Source organism: Rhizobium lusitanum, assembly GCF_014189535.1.
Taxonomy (GTDB): domain Bacteria; phylum Pseudomonadota; class Alphaproteobacteria; order Rhizobiales; family Rhizobiaceae; genus Rhizobium; species Rhizobium lusitanum_C.
The window spans coordinates 782,368-798,943 of sequence record NZ_CP050307.1 but is presented as its reverse complement, the minus strand read 5'-3'; the positions used below and the strand labels follow the sequence as shown (position 1 = coordinate 798,943).

General features: G+C 60.2%; 16 protein-coding genes. 11 read left to right on the top strand and 5 right to left on the bottom strand.

Features of this window, described 5'->3' with window-relative positions; all coding sequences use genetic code 11:
• Positions 1-5: 5 nt before the first annotated feature.
• The 10 genes from HB780_RS06720 to dhaL all read left to right on the top strand — a co-directional run bounded on the left by HB780_RS06720 (position 6) and on the right by dhaL (position 11,254).
• Complete coding sequence (locus tag HB780_RS06720; RefSeq protein WP_183689256.1) at positions 6-1,340, top strand: four-carbon acid sugar kinase family protein; 1,335 nt, start codon at positions 6-8, stop codon at positions 1,338-1,340.
• A gap of 95 nt (positions 1,341-1,435) precedes the next feature.
• On the top strand, positions 1,436-2,263 hold the full coding sequence (locus HB780_RS06715) for a phosphogluconate dehydrogenase C-terminal domain-containing protein (RefSeq protein ID WP_183689255.1): 828 nt from the start codon (positions 1,436-1,438) through the stop codon (positions 2,261-2,263).
• 78 nt (positions 2,264-2,341) lie between these two features.
• Entirely contained in the window at positions 2,342-3,283 is a 942-nt protein-coding gene (locus HB780_RS06710; RefSeq protein ID WP_183689254.1) for a D-ribose ABC transporter substrate-binding protein, read from the top strand.
• Positions 3,284-3,362: 79 nt separating this feature from the next.
• The gene (locus tag HB780_RS06705) at positions 3,363-4,007 is read left to right on the top strand and encodes a DUF2291 family protein (protein ID WP_183689253.1); all 645 of its coding nucleotides are present in this window, start codon (positions 3,363-3,365) and stop codon (positions 4,005-4,007) included.
• A complete protein-coding gene (locus tag HB780_RS06700; RefSeq protein ID WP_183689252.1) occupies positions 4,004-5,554 on the top strand; it encodes a sugar ABC transporter ATP-binding protein in 1,551 nt (516 codons plus the stop codon). Before HB780_RS06705 ends, HB780_RS06700 begins: the two co-directional genes overlap by 4 nt.
• Complete coding sequence (locus tag HB780_RS06695) at positions 5,551-6,615, top strand: ABC transporter permease (protein ID WP_183689251.1); 1,065 nt, start codon at positions 5,551-5,553, stop codon at positions 6,613-6,615. Before HB780_RS06700 ends, HB780_RS06695 begins: the two co-directional genes overlap by 4 nt.
• A gap of 2 nt (positions 6,616-6,617) precedes the next feature.
• Positions 6,618-7,649, top strand: a complete 1,032-nt coding sequence (locus HB780_RS06690) for a Gfo/Idh/MocA family protein (protein ID WP_183689250.1) — start codon at positions 6,618-6,620, stop codon at positions 7,647-7,649.
• Positions 7,649-9,532, top strand: coding sequence for a D-apionate lactonase (gene apnL / locus HB780_RS06685; protein ID WP_183689249.1), 1,884 nt, complete (start codon positions 7,649-7,651; stop codon positions 9,530-9,532). The genes HB780_RS06690 and apnL overlap by 1 nt, the downstream gene beginning before the upstream one ends.
• A 58-nt stretch (positions 9,533-9,590) precedes the next feature.
• Positions 9,591-10,607 carry a dihydroxyacetone kinase subunit DhaK gene (locus tag HB780_RS06680; RefSeq protein WP_183689248.1) on the top strand — a complete coding sequence of 339 codons (1,017 nt, stop codon included), beginning with the start codon at positions 9,591-9,593 and terminating at the stop codon, positions 10,605-10,607.
• A complete protein-coding gene (dhaL, locus tag HB780_RS06675; RefSeq protein WP_183689247.1) occupies positions 10,607-11,254 on the top strand; it encodes a dihydroxyacetone kinase subunit DhaL in 648 nt (215 codons plus the stop codon). The genes HB780_RS06680 and dhaL overlap by 1 nt, the downstream gene beginning before the upstream one ends.
• Positions 11,255-11,355: 101 nt before the next feature.
• On the opposite strand, the gene HB780_RS06670 is transcribed toward dhaL, so the two are convergent.
• Positions 11,356-11,802 (bottom strand): DoxX family protein, encoded by a 447-nt coding sequence (locus HB780_RS06670; protein WP_183689246.1) that lies wholly within the window; start codon positions 11,800-11,802, stop codon positions 11,356-11,358.
• A complete protein-coding gene (locus HB780_RS06665) occupies positions 11,802-12,164 on the bottom strand; it encodes a hypothetical protein (RefSeq protein WP_183689245.1) in 363 nt (120 codons plus the stop codon). Before HB780_RS06665 ends, HB780_RS06670 begins: the two co-directional genes overlap by 1 nt.
• 208 nt (positions 12,165-12,372) lie before the next feature.
• On the opposite strand from HB780_RS06665, the gene HB780_RS06660 reads away from it, so the two are divergent.
• Entirely contained in the window at positions 12,373-12,765 is a 393-nt protein-coding gene (locus HB780_RS06660) for a hypothetical protein (protein ID WP_183689244.1), read from the top strand.
• Positions 12,766-12,811: 46 nt separating this feature from the next.
• Here HB780_RS06660 and HB780_RS06655 read toward each other — a convergent pair whose 3' ends face one another.
• From HB780_RS06655 to HB780_RS06645, 3 genes are all read right to left on the bottom strand, one after another.
• Complete coding sequence (locus HB780_RS06655) at positions 12,812-13,939, bottom strand: NAD(P)/FAD-dependent oxidoreductase (RefSeq protein ID WP_183689243.1); 1,128 nt, start codon at positions 13,937-13,939, stop codon at positions 12,812-12,814.
• 61 nt (positions 13,940-14,000) lie between these two features.
• The gene (locus tag HB780_RS06650; protein ID WP_183689242.1) at positions 14,001-15,521 is read right to left on the bottom strand and encodes an amino acid ABC transporter permease/ATP-binding protein; all 1,521 of its coding nucleotides are present in this window, start codon (positions 15,519-15,521) and stop codon (positions 14,001-14,003) included.
• 104 nt (positions 15,522-15,625) lie between these two features.
• Positions 15,626-16,453 (bottom strand): ABC transporter substrate-binding protein, encoded by an 828-nt coding sequence (locus tag HB780_RS06645; RefSeq protein ID WP_435693873.1) that lies wholly within the window; start codon positions 16,451-16,453, stop codon positions 15,626-15,628.
• Positions 16,454-16,576 lie beyond the last annotated feature (123 nt).

Sequence of the window (16,576 nt, the reverse complement as noted above, 5' to 3'; positions counted from 1 at the left end):
GGACGATGGGCGATCTTCTTCTCAGCTATTACGGCGACGATTTCACCGGCTCCACCGATGTGATGGAGGCCCTGGCATCGAACGGCGTTCCGACCGTACTCTTCCTGGGCATTCCCAGCACCGAGATGCTGGACCGCTTCAAGGAATGCCGGGCGATCGGCATTGCCGGAACAAGCCGCAGCGAGACTCCGGAATGGATGCAGCAGCATCTTGTGCCAACATTCGAGTGGCTGAAGGGCCTCGGCGCTGCGATATGCCATTACAAGGTTTGCTCTACTTTCGATTCCAGCCCAAGGATCGGCAATATCGGCAAGGCGATCGAGATCGGCAAGGAGCTGTTTGAACAGCCCTTCGTGCCGGTCGTGGTGGGCGCACCGCAACTCAAGCGTTACACCGCCTTCGGTCACCTTTTTGCGGCCTATCAAGGCCAGGTCTTCCGCATCGACCGTCATCCGGTGATGAGCCGCCATCCGGTCACGCCGATGGACGAAGCCGACCTTGCACGGCATCTCGGCAAGCAGACTTCCCTGCCCGTCAGCGTCGCTGATCTGGTGACGCTAACGGCTGATAATGCCGACCAGCAGCTTGACGCACTCGCCACCAGAGCCTCCGGCATCCTGCTCATGGACGTCGACGGTCGGGAAACACAGGCAGAGACGGGCAAGCAACTCTGGCGGCTGAAAACCGACAACGGCCCCTTCGTTGCCGGCTCCTCCGGCGTGGAATATGCGCTACTCAATGCATGGCGCGACAAAGGTCTGATCGGCGAACGACCGGATTTTGCCTTGCCGGGAAAGGTTGGACGCCTCGCCGTGGTGTCTGGCAGCGTTTCCCCGACGACCGAACGGCAGATACGACGCGCTATGGCCGACAACTTCGACGGCGTTGATGTCGATCCCCGCGCACTGGTTGGCGAAAGCGCCGATCGCGCAATTGAAAATGCAATCAAAACCGGCGTCGCCAGCCTGAAGGCCGGGCGCAGCGTCATCCTGCATACGGCGCTCGGCCCCTCGGCCGATCGTGGCGGCGATATCGACCGCGTTCCCGGCGCCCGGCATCGGCTCGGACAAGCTCTCGGCATCATCCTGCGCCGCATCGTCGAGGAAGAAAGACTCCCCCGTGCCGTCATCGCCGGCGGCGACACGTCGAGCCATGCTCTGAAGGAGCTGCGCGTGGAAGCCCTGACGACGCTGCTGCCGCTGCCGCAGACACCGGGGTCACCGCTTTGCCTTGCTCATGGCGGCTATGCGCCGACCAACGGGTTGCAGATCGCACTGAAGGGCGGGCAGGTCGGCACCGACGATTATTTCTCTCAAATTCGAGATGGACGAAAAGCGTAGCAAAACGCGAGATATCGCCACCCAATAGATGGCGTGATCATTGACTCATCATACCACTTGCGGTACCACGATTTTAAATAGACGAGGTAGAAAACATGACTGTAATTGCTCTTTTCGGCGCCGGCGGAAAAATGGGATATCGGCTCGCCAAGAACCTGAAAGGCTCGCGCTTCGATGTCCGTCATGTCGAGGTCAGCGACGCCGGCAAGGCGCGGTTGAAGAACGATCTCGATCTATCCTGCGTGCCGGCCGATGACGCACTCGACGGCGCCGATGTTGTTATTCTCGCCGTTCCCGACACCGCCATCGGCAAGGTTGCCGCCGGGATTGTCGACAAATTGAAGCCGGGAACGATGGTCGTAGCACTCGATGCCGCCGCCCCCTTCGCTGGCCATCTGCCGAAGCGTGATGACCTCACCTATTTTGTTACCCATCCCTGCCATCCCCCTATTTTCAATGACGAAACTGATATGCAGGCGAAGAAGGATCACTTCGGCGGCCTGTTCGCCAAGCAGCATATCGTTTCGGCCTTGATGCAGGGACCGGAAAGCGCCTATGCGCTCGGCGAGGAGGTTGCCAAAGTCATCTGGGCGCCGGTCATGCGTTCGCACCGGGTTACGGTCGAACAGATGGCCATGCTCGAGCCGGGGCTGTCGGAAACCGTTTGCGCATCGCTGCTCGTTGTGATGCGGCAGGCGATGGATGAATGCGTTGCACGCGGCGTTCCGGAAGAGGCCGCCCGCGACTTCCTGCTCGGCCACATGAACGTTCTCGGGGCCGTCATCTTCAAGGAAGTCGACGGCGTGTTTTCGGATGCCTGCAACAAGGCCATCGAATTCGGCATTCCGGCGCTGATGCGCGACGATTGGAAAAAGGTCTTCGAACCGAAAGAGATCGCAGACAGCATTCAGCGCATCACCTGACCAAAATCCTGGGAGGGTTCACCCCTCCCTTTTCTGCCCTGCTGGGAACAGGGCCTGTTTCATAACTGGGAGGAAACCATGAAACTGACACGCAAATTGACTCTTGCTGCCTTTGCCGGCGTTCTGGCATTGGGCACAGCAATGCCTGCCTTCTCGGCAGATCTGATTGCCATCATCACGCCAGCTCATGACAACCCGTTCTTCAAGGCCGAAGCCGTCGGTGCCGAAGCCAAGGCGAAGGAACTGGGTTACGAAACGCTCGTCATGTCGCATGACGACGACGCCAACAAGCAATCCGAAGTCATCGACACGGCGATCGGTCGCGGCGCCAAGGCGATCATTCTCGACAATGCCGGCGCCGATGCAACGGTTGCCGCCATCAAGAAGGCCAAGGATGCCGGCATCCCCTCCTTCCTGATCGACCGCGAAATCAACGTCACCGGTATCGCCGTTGCCCAGATCGTTTCCAACAACTACCAGGGCGCTCAGCTCGGCGCGCAGGAATTCGTCAAGCTGATGGGCGAGAAGGGCAATTATGCCGAGCTCGTCGGCCGCGAAGCCGACACCAATGCCGGTATCCGTTCGCAGGGCTATCACGACGTCATCGACGACTATCCGGATCTGAAGCTGGTCGCCAAACAGTCGGCGAACTGGAGCCAGACCGAAGCCTACGCCAAGATGGAAACCATCCTGCAGGCAAACCCTGACATTAAGGGCGTAATCTCGGGCAACGACACCATGGCGATGGGCGCGATCGCTGCTCTTCAGGCCGCCGGCCGCAAGGACGTGATCGTCGTCGGCTTCGATGGCTCCAATGACGTGCGCGACTCGATCAAGGCGGGTGGCATCAAGGCGACTGTGATGCAGCCGGCCTATGCCCAGGCCCAGATCGCGGTCGTACAGGCCGACGCCTACATCAAGAACAAGACGGTGCCGAAGGACGAGAAGCAATTGATGGATTGCGTCCTCATCAATGCCGATAATGCCGACAAGCTTGAGACCTTCGCACTGAAGAACTGATGGCGGACCGAGCAGTCCGGAGAGCGTGGAAATTCCACGCTCTCCGGACATGTTTTCCTGTGAGATAGAGGTGCATTGCATGTTGAGGATCAGAGGCGCGGTTGTGGCCGTCATGCTGGTCGCAGCGCTGCCCGGCTGCAAGATCATTAAAACACCTACACCTGAGGAAAAGGCGGCGGAGGCGGCAAAGACCGCTTTCGATCCCGCGACCAAGGTCGATGCAATCTGGCAATCGCAAGTGCTTCCCGACCTTGAGAAGCGCGCGGGCGACTTCAAGGTGGTGTTGCAGGCGGTCGCATCCAATCCGGACGAAGCCGGCGCAAAATACGGAAATCCGCGCAAGCAGACTTCATCGCCCTGGACCTATGCGGTCAAGCTCAGCGGCAAGATCGTCGCCGCGGATACCGCCTCTCGCGCCGCGACCCTCGACGTCGACGCGGACGGCGACGGCAAGGCCGACGCGAAGGTACAGATCGGTCCTGCCATCCGTGGTACAGCCTTGCGCGACGCGCTGGATTTCCTCGACTTCAATGAATTCAGAAACCAGATCGAATGGGCGCAATTCGGCAAGGCGTTCAACGAGAAGGCAAACACATCCTTCCTCGCGGCCCTGCCACGCGATGGCCTTGTGGGCAAGACGGTCACTGTGACCGGTGCGTATCCGCTGCCCGCATCCGGCCAATTACCGCTGATCACCCCGTCGGCACTGGCGTTGGGGCAATGAGCATGGGCGAAACGACTGAGGACGACATCATCCTTCGCCTGGAAGACGTATCGAAGGTCTATTCGGGCATCGTTGCAGTCAAGCGCGCCAATCTCGAGCTGCGGCGCGGCGCGGTCAATGTGCTGGTCGGTGAAAACGGCGCCGGCAAATCGACGCTTATGAAGATCATCGCGGGCGTCGAACGGCCGACCCTCGGCCGCATCGTTCTCGAAGGCGAAGCCGTTCATTTTGACAGCCCGGCCGATGCACAGGCACGCGGCATCGGCATGATCTTCCAGGAGCTCAACCTCTTCGCCAACATGTCGGTGGCCGAAAACATTTTTGCGACGCGTGAGATTACGCGCGGCATCTTCGGCATCGACCACAAGGCGCAGATCGTCAAGGCCAATGAGTTCCTGAAGAGACTGGATGCGGGCATCAATGCCGAGACCATGATCGAGGATCTACCGATCGGGCAACAGCAGCTTGTCGAAATCGCCAAGGCCATCTCGCTCAACGCCCGGATCCTGATCATGGATGAGCCGACTTCGGCGCTGTCTGCGGCGGAAGTCGACATTCTCTTCAAGGTGATCGCCGAGCTGAAAGCGCAAGGTGTGGCCATCGTCTATATCTCGCACCGGCTGGAAGAGCTGATGCGGATCGGCGATTACATCACAGTGCTGCGCGACGGGCAGATCACCGGCCAGGCTATGGTTCGCGATATCGATACGAAATGGATCGTCCGATCGATGATCGGATCAGATGCTAAGGATTTCGCCAAGGGTGAGAGCCATACGATCGGCAAGGAAGCCTTCCGCGCCGAGGAGATCAGCCTGCCGCGTTCGACCGGCGGCCTTGCCGTCGACCATGTCTCGCTCTCCGTTCGCGCTGGCGAGATTCTCGGCATTTACGGATTGATGGGCGCCGGCCGCAGCGAATTCTTCGAATGCGTCATGGGCCGGCACATGCATTCGACCGGCAAGATCTTCATCGACGGCGTCGAGATTCGCGAACGCGATACCACCCGTCGGATCCGGCGCGGTCTGGCGTTGATACCGGAGGATCGGCAGCGCGAGGGGCTGGTGCAGGTGCTGTCCATCGCCAGCAACCTGACGCTGGCGAGCCTCGGGCGCTTCGCCCGCTTCTTTCACATCGATGCCGGCGCCGAAAAACAGGCCACGCACGACATGATCCGTGATCTCTCCATCAAGGCGCCCAATCCGGATTTCGAGGTGACATCGATGTCCGGCGGCAACCAGCAGAAGGTTGTTATCGGCAAGGCGCTGATGACCGACCCCAAGGTTCTTCTGATGGACGAACCGAGCCGGGGCATCGACGTCGGTGCCAAGGCGGATGTCTTCCGCACCATGCGCAGGCTCGCCGGCAAGGGCCTGGCAATCCTGTTTTCAACCTCGGACCTTGAAGAGGTTATGGCGCTTTCCGACCGCATCGCCGTCTTGAGCAACGGCAAGCTCGTTGCCGTCTTCGACAGGAGCGACGCCACGGAAGAAGCCATCATCGCCGCTTCGGCCAAGGGACACGGACATACAAGGGAACTCGCGTCATGACGGCAGATACTTCCACTTCTTTTGCGGCCAAGCGGTCGAACGGCTCTGCGCTCCTGACGCTGATGAAGCTTAGAACCTTCATCGCGCTCTTTGCCGTCATCATCTTCTTCGCCATCTTCGCGCCGAACTTCACATCGACCGCCAACATGATCCTGATGTCGAAGCACGTCGCGCTCAACGCCTTCCTGGCAATGGGCATGACCTTCGTCATCATCACCGGTGGCATCGACCTCTCGGTCGGCTCGATCGTCGGCCTGTGCGGCATGGTGGCGGGCGCCCTCATCCTCAACGGCGTCGCATTGCCGATCGGATACACCGTCTATTTCAACATATACGAGATCATCCTGATCACCCTCACCGTCGGGCTGCTGATCGGGCTCATCAACGGGCTGCTGATCACCAAGCTCAACGTCGCGCCTTTCATCGCGACGCTTGGCACACTCTACGTCGCCCGAGGTCTGGCGCTGCTGTCCTCGGACGGACAGACTTTTCCGAACCTCGTTGGCAGGCCGGAATTCGACACGACGGGCTTCGACGTCTTCGGTGCCGGCAGGCTGCTTGGTCTTCCCGTCTCCATCTGGATCCTCATCTTTCTCGCGCTGATCGCCGCCTATGTCTCCCGCTCGACGCCGATCGGCCGGCATATCTTTGCCGTCGGCGGCAATGAGCGCGCCGCGCGCATGTCGGGCATTCGCGTCGATGTGGTGAAGATCTTCGTCTATATGTTCTCAGGCCTCTGCGCGGCCATCGTCGGCATCATCATTTCGTCGGAACTGATGGCCGCACATCCCGCGACCGGCGAGAGCTTCGAGCTCAACGCCATCGCAGCGGCCGTCCTCGGCGGCACCTCGATGTCGGGCGGGCGTGGAACGATCGGCGGCACCATTATCGGCGCCTTCGTCATCGGCATCCTCTCCGATGGGCTGGTGATGATGGGCGTCTCGTCCTTCTGGCAGATGGTCATCAAGGGACTGGTTATCATCATTGCCGTAGTCGTCGACCAGGCGCAGCGCCGCCTGCAACAGCGCGTGACGCTCATGCAAATGGCAAAGGCAGGCTGAACATGGGGGAATTCAAGGGTGCGCTCATCGGCTGCGGCTTCTTTGCGGTCAATCAGATGCATGCGTGGAAAGACGTCAACGGCGCCGGGATCGTCGCGATCTGTGACCGCGATCCGGAGCGGCTGAAGATCGTCGGCGATCAATTCGGCATCGAGCGCCGTTACAGCGACGCGGCAGCTCTTTTCGCCGAAGGCGGATTTGATTTCGTCGATATCGCAACGACCGTCCAAAGCCACCGCGCATTGGTGGAAATGGCGGCAACGTATAAAATTCCAGCCATTTGCCAGAAGCCCTTCGCAAAATCCTTGAGCGATGCCAAAGCGATGGTCCGTACTTGCGAAAACGCTGGCATACCTCTGATGGTGCATGAGAATTTTCGCTGGCAGACGCCGATACAGGCGATAAAGAGCGTGCTGCAATCAGGCGCCATCGGCGAGCCTTTCTGGGGCCGTTTTTCCTTCCGCTCCGGCTTCGACGTCTTTTCCGGCCAGCCTTATCTCGCGGAAGGCGAACGCTTCATCATCGAGGATCTCGGCATTCACACGCTCGACATCGCCCGCTTCATTCTTGGTGACGTCGCGACACTCGCCGCCCGCACCAAACGGGTTAATCACAAGATCAAAGGCGAGGATGTCGCCACCATCCTGCTGGACCACCAGAACGGCGCGACATCGATCGTCGATGTCAGCTACGCGACCAAGCTCGGCACGGAACTCTTTCCCGAAACGTTGATAGAGATCGACGGAACACAGGGAACGATCCGGCTCTCGCAAGGCTATCGTCTCGAGGTGACTGGTCCGAACGGCACGACTATCTCCGATGCGTCGCCGCAGTTGCTCTCCTGGGCCTCCCGCCCCTGGCACAACATCCAGGAAAGCGTGCTGGCGATCCAGCAACACTGGACAGACCGTCTCGCGTCAGGCGGTGAAACCTCGACCTCCGGCGCGGATAATATGAAGACTTTCGCCCTTGTCGAAGCCGCCTATCAGAGTGCGGCCGATGGGAGGACAGTCGACATCGGAGCGATGCTGTGATGACGGCCGAGAGCGACCCTTTTCAGCTTTATGGTACGTATGAAACCGAAACCCCGCCGGTACGACTGACTGCTGGCCGGCTCGCTGTCGACTTCAAGGACGGCAATCTCCGCATAATCACCTATGACGGTATCGAGGTACTACGCGGCGTCTCCTATCTGGTGCGCGACCGCGATTGGGGCACCTATGCACCATCGCTATCGGAGCTGACGATCAATCAGGGCGAGGATGCCTTTTTGGTGAGCTACGTCGCCCATTGCATCGGCTCCGAGGGCACCATGCTCGAAATTCGCGTTCATATTTCCGCTGAAGCCGGGGGTCTTGTGATCTTCGATGCGGAAGCGGTCTCCGAAACCGGCTTCGAGACCAATCGCTGCGGCTTCTGCATCCTTCATCCGATTGTCGGCGTGGCCGGCACACCGGTCTCGGTGGAGCATGTCGATGGCCATCGCGACGATACCCACTTTCCCGATCTCATCGAGCCGTGGCAGCCCTTTAAGGATATGCGGGCGATCACGCATACCGTCATGCCGCAAGTCACGGCGGAATGCCGGATGGAGGGCGATACCTTCGAGATGGAAGACCAGCGCAACTGGTCGGACGCCTCCTACAAGACCTATGTTCGCCCTCTCGCTTTGCCCTGGCCCTATCAAATACCGGCCGGCCAGTCCGTTAGGCAACGCGTCGTTCTCGGCATAAAGGACAAACGAGAGACACTGAACGCTCCAGAATCCGCCTCTCCGGGCAGCCGGGCCGTCACGATCACGGAGGGAGCGAAGCGCGGGACAATGCCGGCGACCGGCCTCGTGATCACGCCCGAGGAGGCGCAGGCGACGCTTGAGGCTCGCGATGTCCTGGCGGAAATCGGGCCGCAGGAATTGCTTTTTCACTTCGATCCGAATGCCGGTCATGGCGCAGATGCGTTTAAGGCGTTCAACGCCATTGCCCAGCTCAATGCCGGCACATCGACGCTGGAGATAGCCTTGCCGTGCAAGCAATCGCCGCTGGCGGAAGCGATGGAGTGCGCAATCTGGATGCAGACGGCCGGGTTCTGGCCGGACGCGATTGTCATTTCCCCTTCCGTGGACAGGCAATCGACACCTCCGGGCAGCCAATGGCCGGCGTGCCCTCCGCTTGAGGAGGTCTATACGGCAGCTCGCGCCGCCTTTCCGGGCACTCGCCTCGGCGGCGGTATGCTCAGCTACTTCACCGAGCTCAATCGCAAGCGCGTACCCTCCGAACCGCTCGATCTCATCACCCATTGCACCAACCCGATCGTGCATGCCTCCGACGATCTCAGCGTCATGCAGACACTGGAAGCGCTGCCGTTCATCACACGCTCGGTACACGCCATCTACGGCGACAAGCCCTACCGCATCGGCCCCTCCACCATTCCCATGCGGCAAAACCCCTATGGTAGCCGGACCATGGACAATCGCGACGGTCGCCGTATTGCGATGGCGAATACGGATCCCCGACACAATGGCCGTTTCGCCGAAGCTTTCGCCCTTGGCTATGCAGCCAAGGTGCTCGATGCCGGTCTGGAATGCCTGACGCTTTCAGCGCTGACAGGCCCCTTCGGGTTGATCGCCGGCAGGGATGAGCCGTCTCCAGCCGGCGGCAGACGCCCGATCTTTAACACGGTTGCCCTGCTGGCCCGCCTCGCCGGCAGTCCATGGCGGGAATGCATATCTTCCGACCCGACCGCAGTCCTCGCCTTCATTGCCAAGCCAGCGCATGGCGCGCCACAATTGCTGCTCGTGAACGTGACGCCCGTGGCGCAGTTGATCGAGCTTGGCCGCTTGCGCCCCGCTGTCCAGCTTCCGGGCGATGGCCTCACTCTTGGACCCTACGCCGTCGGTTCGATCGTTTTGGCGGATTGACCTAGCCCGCGAGACGCGCATCTTAGTCTTCAGAATCGCAATGCTCGGGAGGACTGGCGTGAAGACGAAGAAGCTTATCAATGACGGTGCGGCGGCCGCGGACGAAATGCTGGTCGGCGTGCTGGCGGCTCATCCCAACCACCTTCGCGCCATTGAGGGATCGCCGCGATCAATCGTGGCAAAGCATGGCCCGCGCGCGGGCAAGGTCGGCCTCGTCATCGGCGGCGGCTCCGGGCACGAGCCGAGCTTCCTGGGTTTCGTCGGCAAGGGGCTCGCCGACGCGGCAGCGGTTGGAAATGTGTTTGCCTCGCCGCCGCCGGACCCGATCATCGAATGCGCCAAGGCGGTCAACAATGGTGCCGGCGTCCTGTTCGCCTACGGCAATTATGCCGGCGATGTCATGAATTTCGACATGGCAGCCGAAATGCTCACCATGGATGACATCGAGGTCCGCACCGTGCTGACAACCGACGACGTCGCCTCCGCCCCCATCGATCAGCGGGACCGTCGGCGCGGCGTCGCCGGCAACGTCTTTGTCTTCAAGGCCGCCGGTGCCGCCTGTGATCTGATGTACAGCCTGGACGAGGTGGAGCGGGTCGCGCGATGGGCGAATGACCGCACCTATACGATGGGCGTTGCACTCGCGCCCTGCTCCCTGCCGCAGACGCTGAAGCCGAACTTCCAGCTCGGCGACGACGAGATGGAGATCGGCATGGGCATTCACGGCGAGCCCGGCGTTGCCCGTGGCCCGCTGAAACCCGCCGATCAGGTGACCACAGAACTGCTCGACAGGATCCTCGGCGAGATGCAGCCCAAGCAAGGCGACCGCGTGGCCGTACTGATCAATTCGCTCGGATCGACGCCGCTGATGGAACTCTACATCATCATGCGCAAGGTCAAGATGACGCTCGACACGCTGGGCGTGGATATCCACCTGTCGCTGGTTGGGAACTATTGTACGTCGCTGGAAATGGCCGGCGCTTCGATCACGCTGATGCATCTGGATGATGAATTGCAGCGGCTGATCGACCACCCCTGCGACTGCGCGATGTTCCGTTCCGGCGAGGTACTCTGATGACGACGATCACGGCCGACGATTTGAAATCTCTCATCGCCCTCATTGCGCAGGCCATGACGCGCGAAAGGGACCGGCTTTGCGAGCTTGATGGCGCGATCGGCGATGCCGATCACGGGATCGCCATGGAACTCGGCTTTTCGGCAGCCGCAAAGGCAACAGCCGAACTGGATCCGGCAACGGCAGACCCCACCCTGGTCTTCAACACCGCAGCCAAGGCTTTCCTGAACGCAGTCGGCGCCTCCTCAGGACCGCTTTACGCAACCGGCCTGATGCGCGCGGGAGCCGCAGTCAAGGGCAAACCGTCGCTCACCGCCGACGACATGGTCGCTGCCTTCGCGGCGATTGCCAAGGGAATTCAGGATCGCGGCAAAGCCGAGGTCGGGGAGAAGACCATGGTCGACGCCTGGACACCTGCTGCCGCCGCCTGCCAGGCTGCTCGGGAACAGGGTATGCCCCTCGAAGAATGCTTTTCCGCAGCACTGGCAGCAGCGGAAGCCGGGATGCTGGCAACGAAAGATATGGTGGCCACGAAGGGGCGCTCCTCAAGGCTCGGCGAGCGCGCCCTGGGTCACGTCGATCCTGGCGCCGCCTCGGCAACTGTCATCGTCGCCTGCTTCCATGGCTTCTTCTCATCGCAACCGTAAACTGAAGTTCAAAAGGAGGGTGCCGAGCAGCATCCCAAGCGCCTCAACGGATCACTCAGATGCGGCTGCCATGATGGAAATGATGTTTCGAACAGCGGCGCTCAAGACTTCGTAGATGGCTGAAAGCGGTGCCACGAGATCACTGTCAGGCAGCCGAGCAGGACGATGTTTATGGTCAGCGCGTAATCGCCGTGGGCAAGCGAAAGCTCAAGGATGATGGCAAGGGCCTGCACGACCAGAAGCGCGACGCAGGCAAGGGGCGCAAGCGCAACAAGCACACCGAGCATGGCCGGCACCAGCAAGGCGCCAGCCGAAAGCAGTTCAGCGAAGCCAATAACACGAACGGCCCATTCAGGCAGCGTCATCACGGAATCCATGCCAAGACTGCCGAGATATTCGATCGGCTTCGATATCTTCAAGACACCCGACAGGCCGAAGATCACCGCAACGGAGGCCTCCAGAAACCAAACGACAGCAACTCTCAGTTCCGCCAGGGGCTGAACGGAAATGCCTTCGGATGTTTCCGCATGTTGGCGACCGGTGCTCATTATTGTGGTGCCCGTCTTTCAGCGTCGCTCATGACCGACAGAACGCGCTTCACGAAGGCGGTGCCGTCAAATTGCTTTGGCGAACCAGCGTCAGAACCGTCCTGCCGTTCAAAGATGAAAGCCTCGACATTGACGATCGGCAGCTTCAAACGGGTCCGCACCTGACCGATCATCGCCGTATGCGTTATCACGACACGGCAGCCATTCGGGTCGAACTCGCTCTGCATTCCCGACATCGAGATCGCTGCGACCGACAGTCCTCGTGCGGACAGAACCGAGCCGATGCTCGTGGCGGCCTGAGGATTGTCGAGACATATCAGGACGTCCGTCCGACGATGGGATGAAAGCGAATCAGAAAGCATCCGGGGACCTCTTGTTGGAATACGAGCCAACATAGCGATTCCGATGTAATGCAATGTTTTATCTTGTTACGTTTTGTTACGGCGGGAACGCGCCATAGCGGCTTATCCGCAGCAAACTAAAAAAACACGCCGCAATACAATGCAACACATGTCGCGCGCAAAAGCTGGTTTCCTTGTGTCCACCCGGATTCGGGCACGGAGACCAGATGTGAAACAAACCCGCAATGCAGGATCAAACGATCCGGAATACATGCTGAATGGGCTGACGGGTGTTAGGCGCCAACTCGGGACGCAGGGGCGCATCTATCTTTGGGCGGGCTGTCTTGGCTGCGACGGGATGTTTTGCCTCATCGGCGCTGGCGCTCGCCAGTTCATCATTTTCAACATTCTCTGCTTGCTGGCGTTCGGAGCAAAGACCTTCGAGAACATCCCCATTGAAACCGGGAGGAGCGCCGCCCCGCCCTACAAACGGGCTTCGGCCGCCAAGGACTGGCGGCCGGTGCTGACCTTTTCAGCGCATTTGCTTGTCGCCTGCTATGCCGTGACGGTTCTCGTCGACAATCTCGCCTCGATCCCCGTTCTGCTCGGCTCGATCCACTGAGCGAAGTCCCCGCCGAAACAGCGGGGTCCATACCACCTTATATGAACTACTTCGAAAAACGCTCCGGCCGGAAATTGGCCAGCAGCGGATGGCGCTTTCCGGTAGCAATCTCATCGGCGAGCAACTCGCCGGCGATCAGACCAAGCGTCGCGCCGCTGTGGCTGAAAGCGACGAAGTAGCCGGGGATGGACTGCAACTCTCCGAAGACCGGGTCGCCGTCGCCCGGAATAGGTTTCGGTCCGACGCCATAATCCGCCAGTTCGAGCACCGGGTTGCCCTCGAGCACCTGCGACGCTTCGCGAAGCAGGCCTTCGAGCGTGGAAGGCTTGATCTCGTAGCTTCCGTCCGCATTAACGCCGACTTCCTCCTCAGACCAGGCGGAATCGAGCGCAAAGCCGCCATCGGGCGTCGGTCGAACAGCAACACGCGGCGTGTTCAAAACGGCTTTCAATGGATGCTTGATCGGCTTTGTCCTGACGAGAAGCGCAATCGGCGTTCCGTCGGCAATGTGCTGGCCCGCCTCGGCAACGATCGCGGGCACCGCGCCGCCGGCTGCGAGCAGGACGGCATCGGCGTCCCAGCGGACGCCGTTCGACGTCGACACGCCACGAGCCCGGCCGTCTTCGACATTGACGGTCGCGCGTCCGGCTTCAGTGACGATCTCGCCGCCCAGCGCCTTGAATTCCTCGGCGAGAACACCGATCAGCGACGGCAGGTCGACCCAGCCCTCGCCGGGATTGAACTTGCCGCCCTGTGGCGTCACTGTGCTGGCATCGACGCCCGGCGTCGTCTCCGCAATCTTCGACGGGGTGAGCAGTAGAGCGTGGTAGCCGAGATTGCGCTCATATTCGAAGACCTCGGCAATCTCGTTGCGGTCGTTGTCCGCATCCCAGGTCAAGCCGCCGTCGAACCGCAGCCACCGCGCATCCGGATATTTGGCGGCCAGCGTCCGATAGCGGTCGATACCGGCCAAACGCAGCCGATGATAGGCATCCGAGCGCTTACGCGCCGAATTGAGCCAGGCGAGCGAACGGCCGGAGGCGCCGTTCGCCAGCGGACCGTCATTGATGATGATGGTGCGAACACCGAGCCGCGCCAGATGAAGCGCTGTCGAGACCCCGAAAATCCCGCCGCCAACGACGATGACCTTCGAAGGCTGAGTGAAAGCATGCATGTTGGATAACCTTATCTATTGACGTTGTCTGGTTGTGAAAATCCGTGATGGTCGAGCGGCATCAAAGAACTTCCGCGAGGAAGCGCTTTAACCGCTCGCTTTGCGGACTGTCGAAAATTTGCTGCGGCGAACCTGCTTCAATGATACGGCCTTCATCCATGAACACGACCTGATCGGCAACCCTGCGGGCAAAACCCATCTCGTGGGTCACGACGGCCATCGTCATGCCTTGCTGTCCAAGGTTCGCCATCAGGTCAAGAACGCCCTTGACCAGCTCCGGATCGAGCGCGCTCGTTACTTCATCGAACAGGATGACCTCGGGATCCATTGCCAGCGCGCGGGCGATGGCGACACGCTGCTGCTGCCCGCCCGACAGGCCCGCCGGCCGATGATCCTTACGTTCGGCGAGACCGACTTCGGCAAGGCGAGCTTCAGCGATCCGCCGCGCCTCGGCTCTGGGCATCTTCTTGATCTTCATCAGCGACAACATGACGTTTTCGAGCGCGGTGTGATCGGGAAAGAGGTTGAAGTGCTGGAATACCATGCCGACGCGCCGACGCAGGCTCTCCGGCTTCATTGTCAGAATACTCTCGCCATCAAGCAGAATGTCGCCGCGCTTTGGTTCGACCAGTCGGTTCAGGCACCGTAGAAGCGTAGACTTGCCGGAACCCGACGGGCCGATGATGCAGGTCACCGTCCCCGGAGCGATATCGAGATCAACGCCCTTCAGCACATCGAGATCGCCATAGGCCATGCTGAGATCGCGAACCTTGAGGGCGCCCGCCTTGAAGCGTGGTTCGCTGCCAATGGTGGTATTGGAAGCAGCCCGCAATTCGCCCACCTCAACGAGACCGCTTGCGGCCCCCGAGCCACGACCTTGTCTTCCAAGCCGCAGCCTCGTGTCGATATAGTTGACGAAATGGGTGAGCGGCACGGTGATGACGAGATAGAACACGCCGGCAAGCAGCAGGGGCGACAGGTTTCCCGTCACCACGGCCTGATCCTGGCCGACGCGGAAAATCTCGCGTTCCGAGGCAAGCAACCCTAGGAAATAGACAAGACTCGAATCCTTGACGTTGCCGATGAACTGATTGACGAGCGCCGGCAGGACGCGCCGCACGCCTTGCGGTATGACGATCAGCCGCATTCCCTGCCCGTAACTCATGCTGAGCGCACGGCAGGCTTCCATCTGGCCGCGCTCGACGCTTTGAATGCCGGAACGGAAGATCTCGCCGATATAGGCGCCAGCGATCAGGCTGAGCGCGATGATGCCGAGCGGAAATGGCGAGGGGCCGAACAGTTCGCGTCCGATACGGGCAAAGCCCTGGCCGATGATCAGGATCGTCACGATCGCCGGCAAACCCCGGAAGATATCGGTGTAGATCCGCGCCGGCAGACGCAACCAGCGTGATTGCGAGATGCCCATGACGGCCAGTACCATCCCGATGATGACACCAAGCACCGTCGAGGCAGCGGCCAGGATCAGCGTGTTCTTCAGGCCAACGGTGATCATGCTCGGCAGCACTTCCGCCATGGCATCCCAATCCAGGAAGCTGCGGCGGAGATTTTCAAGCCAATTCATTCCATTCCCCATAAGTTCTTGCAGGGCATACGTATGCAGCCGTCCGGCCGAATATCGGCAATGCCGTGGAGGAGCCGCCCGGCAAGCGCGGGCAGCTCGAAGCGTTACTTCTTGGGTAGATATTGTTCCGGCATCGGTGAACCCGGAAACCACTTTTCATACAGCGTCTTCCAGGTACCGTCCTGCATCGCCGCATGAAGCGCAGTATTCAGTGCGGTGCGGAAGGCATCATTTCCCTTTTTGATCACGAAGCCCGCCGGTGCATCGAAGGATGGGATATTCACGGCGATCTTCAGCGCCGGATAGCGCTCGCCATATTGCTTGGCTGCTTCGTAATCGAGGAAATGAGCATCGATCGTGCCGTTGTCGAGCGCGGCGACCGCCGAGTTGTTGTCAGGAAACTTTACGAGATCCGCTCCACCAAAGTTCTTGGTGGCGTAGATTTCCTGCAGAGTACCTTGCACCACGCCAAGACGCTTGCCCTTGAGCGTATCGGCATCCTTGATGCCCGCTTTCGGTGTCAGGACGGAGAGATAGCCGGCGATATAACCATCGGAGAAATCGACCGTCTTCTTGCGTGCCTCGGTGGTGCCGATCGCGGCGACCGCCACGTCAAAACGCTCATTGGCGACGGACGGCATCAAGGCCGAGAATTCCTGGCCGGTGAAGGTCACCTTGTCTTTCGCAAAGCCCATGCGCGATACGACATTCAGGAACAATTCAATGTCGAAGCCGGTGAACTGGCCGCCGGCCGTGGCAAACGTGTAGGGTTTTGCATCGCCCATCGTGCCGACGCTGATGGTCTGCGGATCGATCAGATTATAGGGATTGTCGGCCGCGGATGCGGACCCGATACCAGCTGCAAGAAGATAGGCCAGGACGCCAGCTCGCAAAGGAGCGATGGCGGCTGCGAATATGCCAGATTTGCTCATGTTCATTCTCCGCTCTGAAGGGTGCTCTTATCGGCATTTTTATACGTGATCATCCGCTCCTTTGCCTGATATCGCCAAAGGAAGGATTTGCACAAGAGACCGGTATCATTCATAAAGAGACCG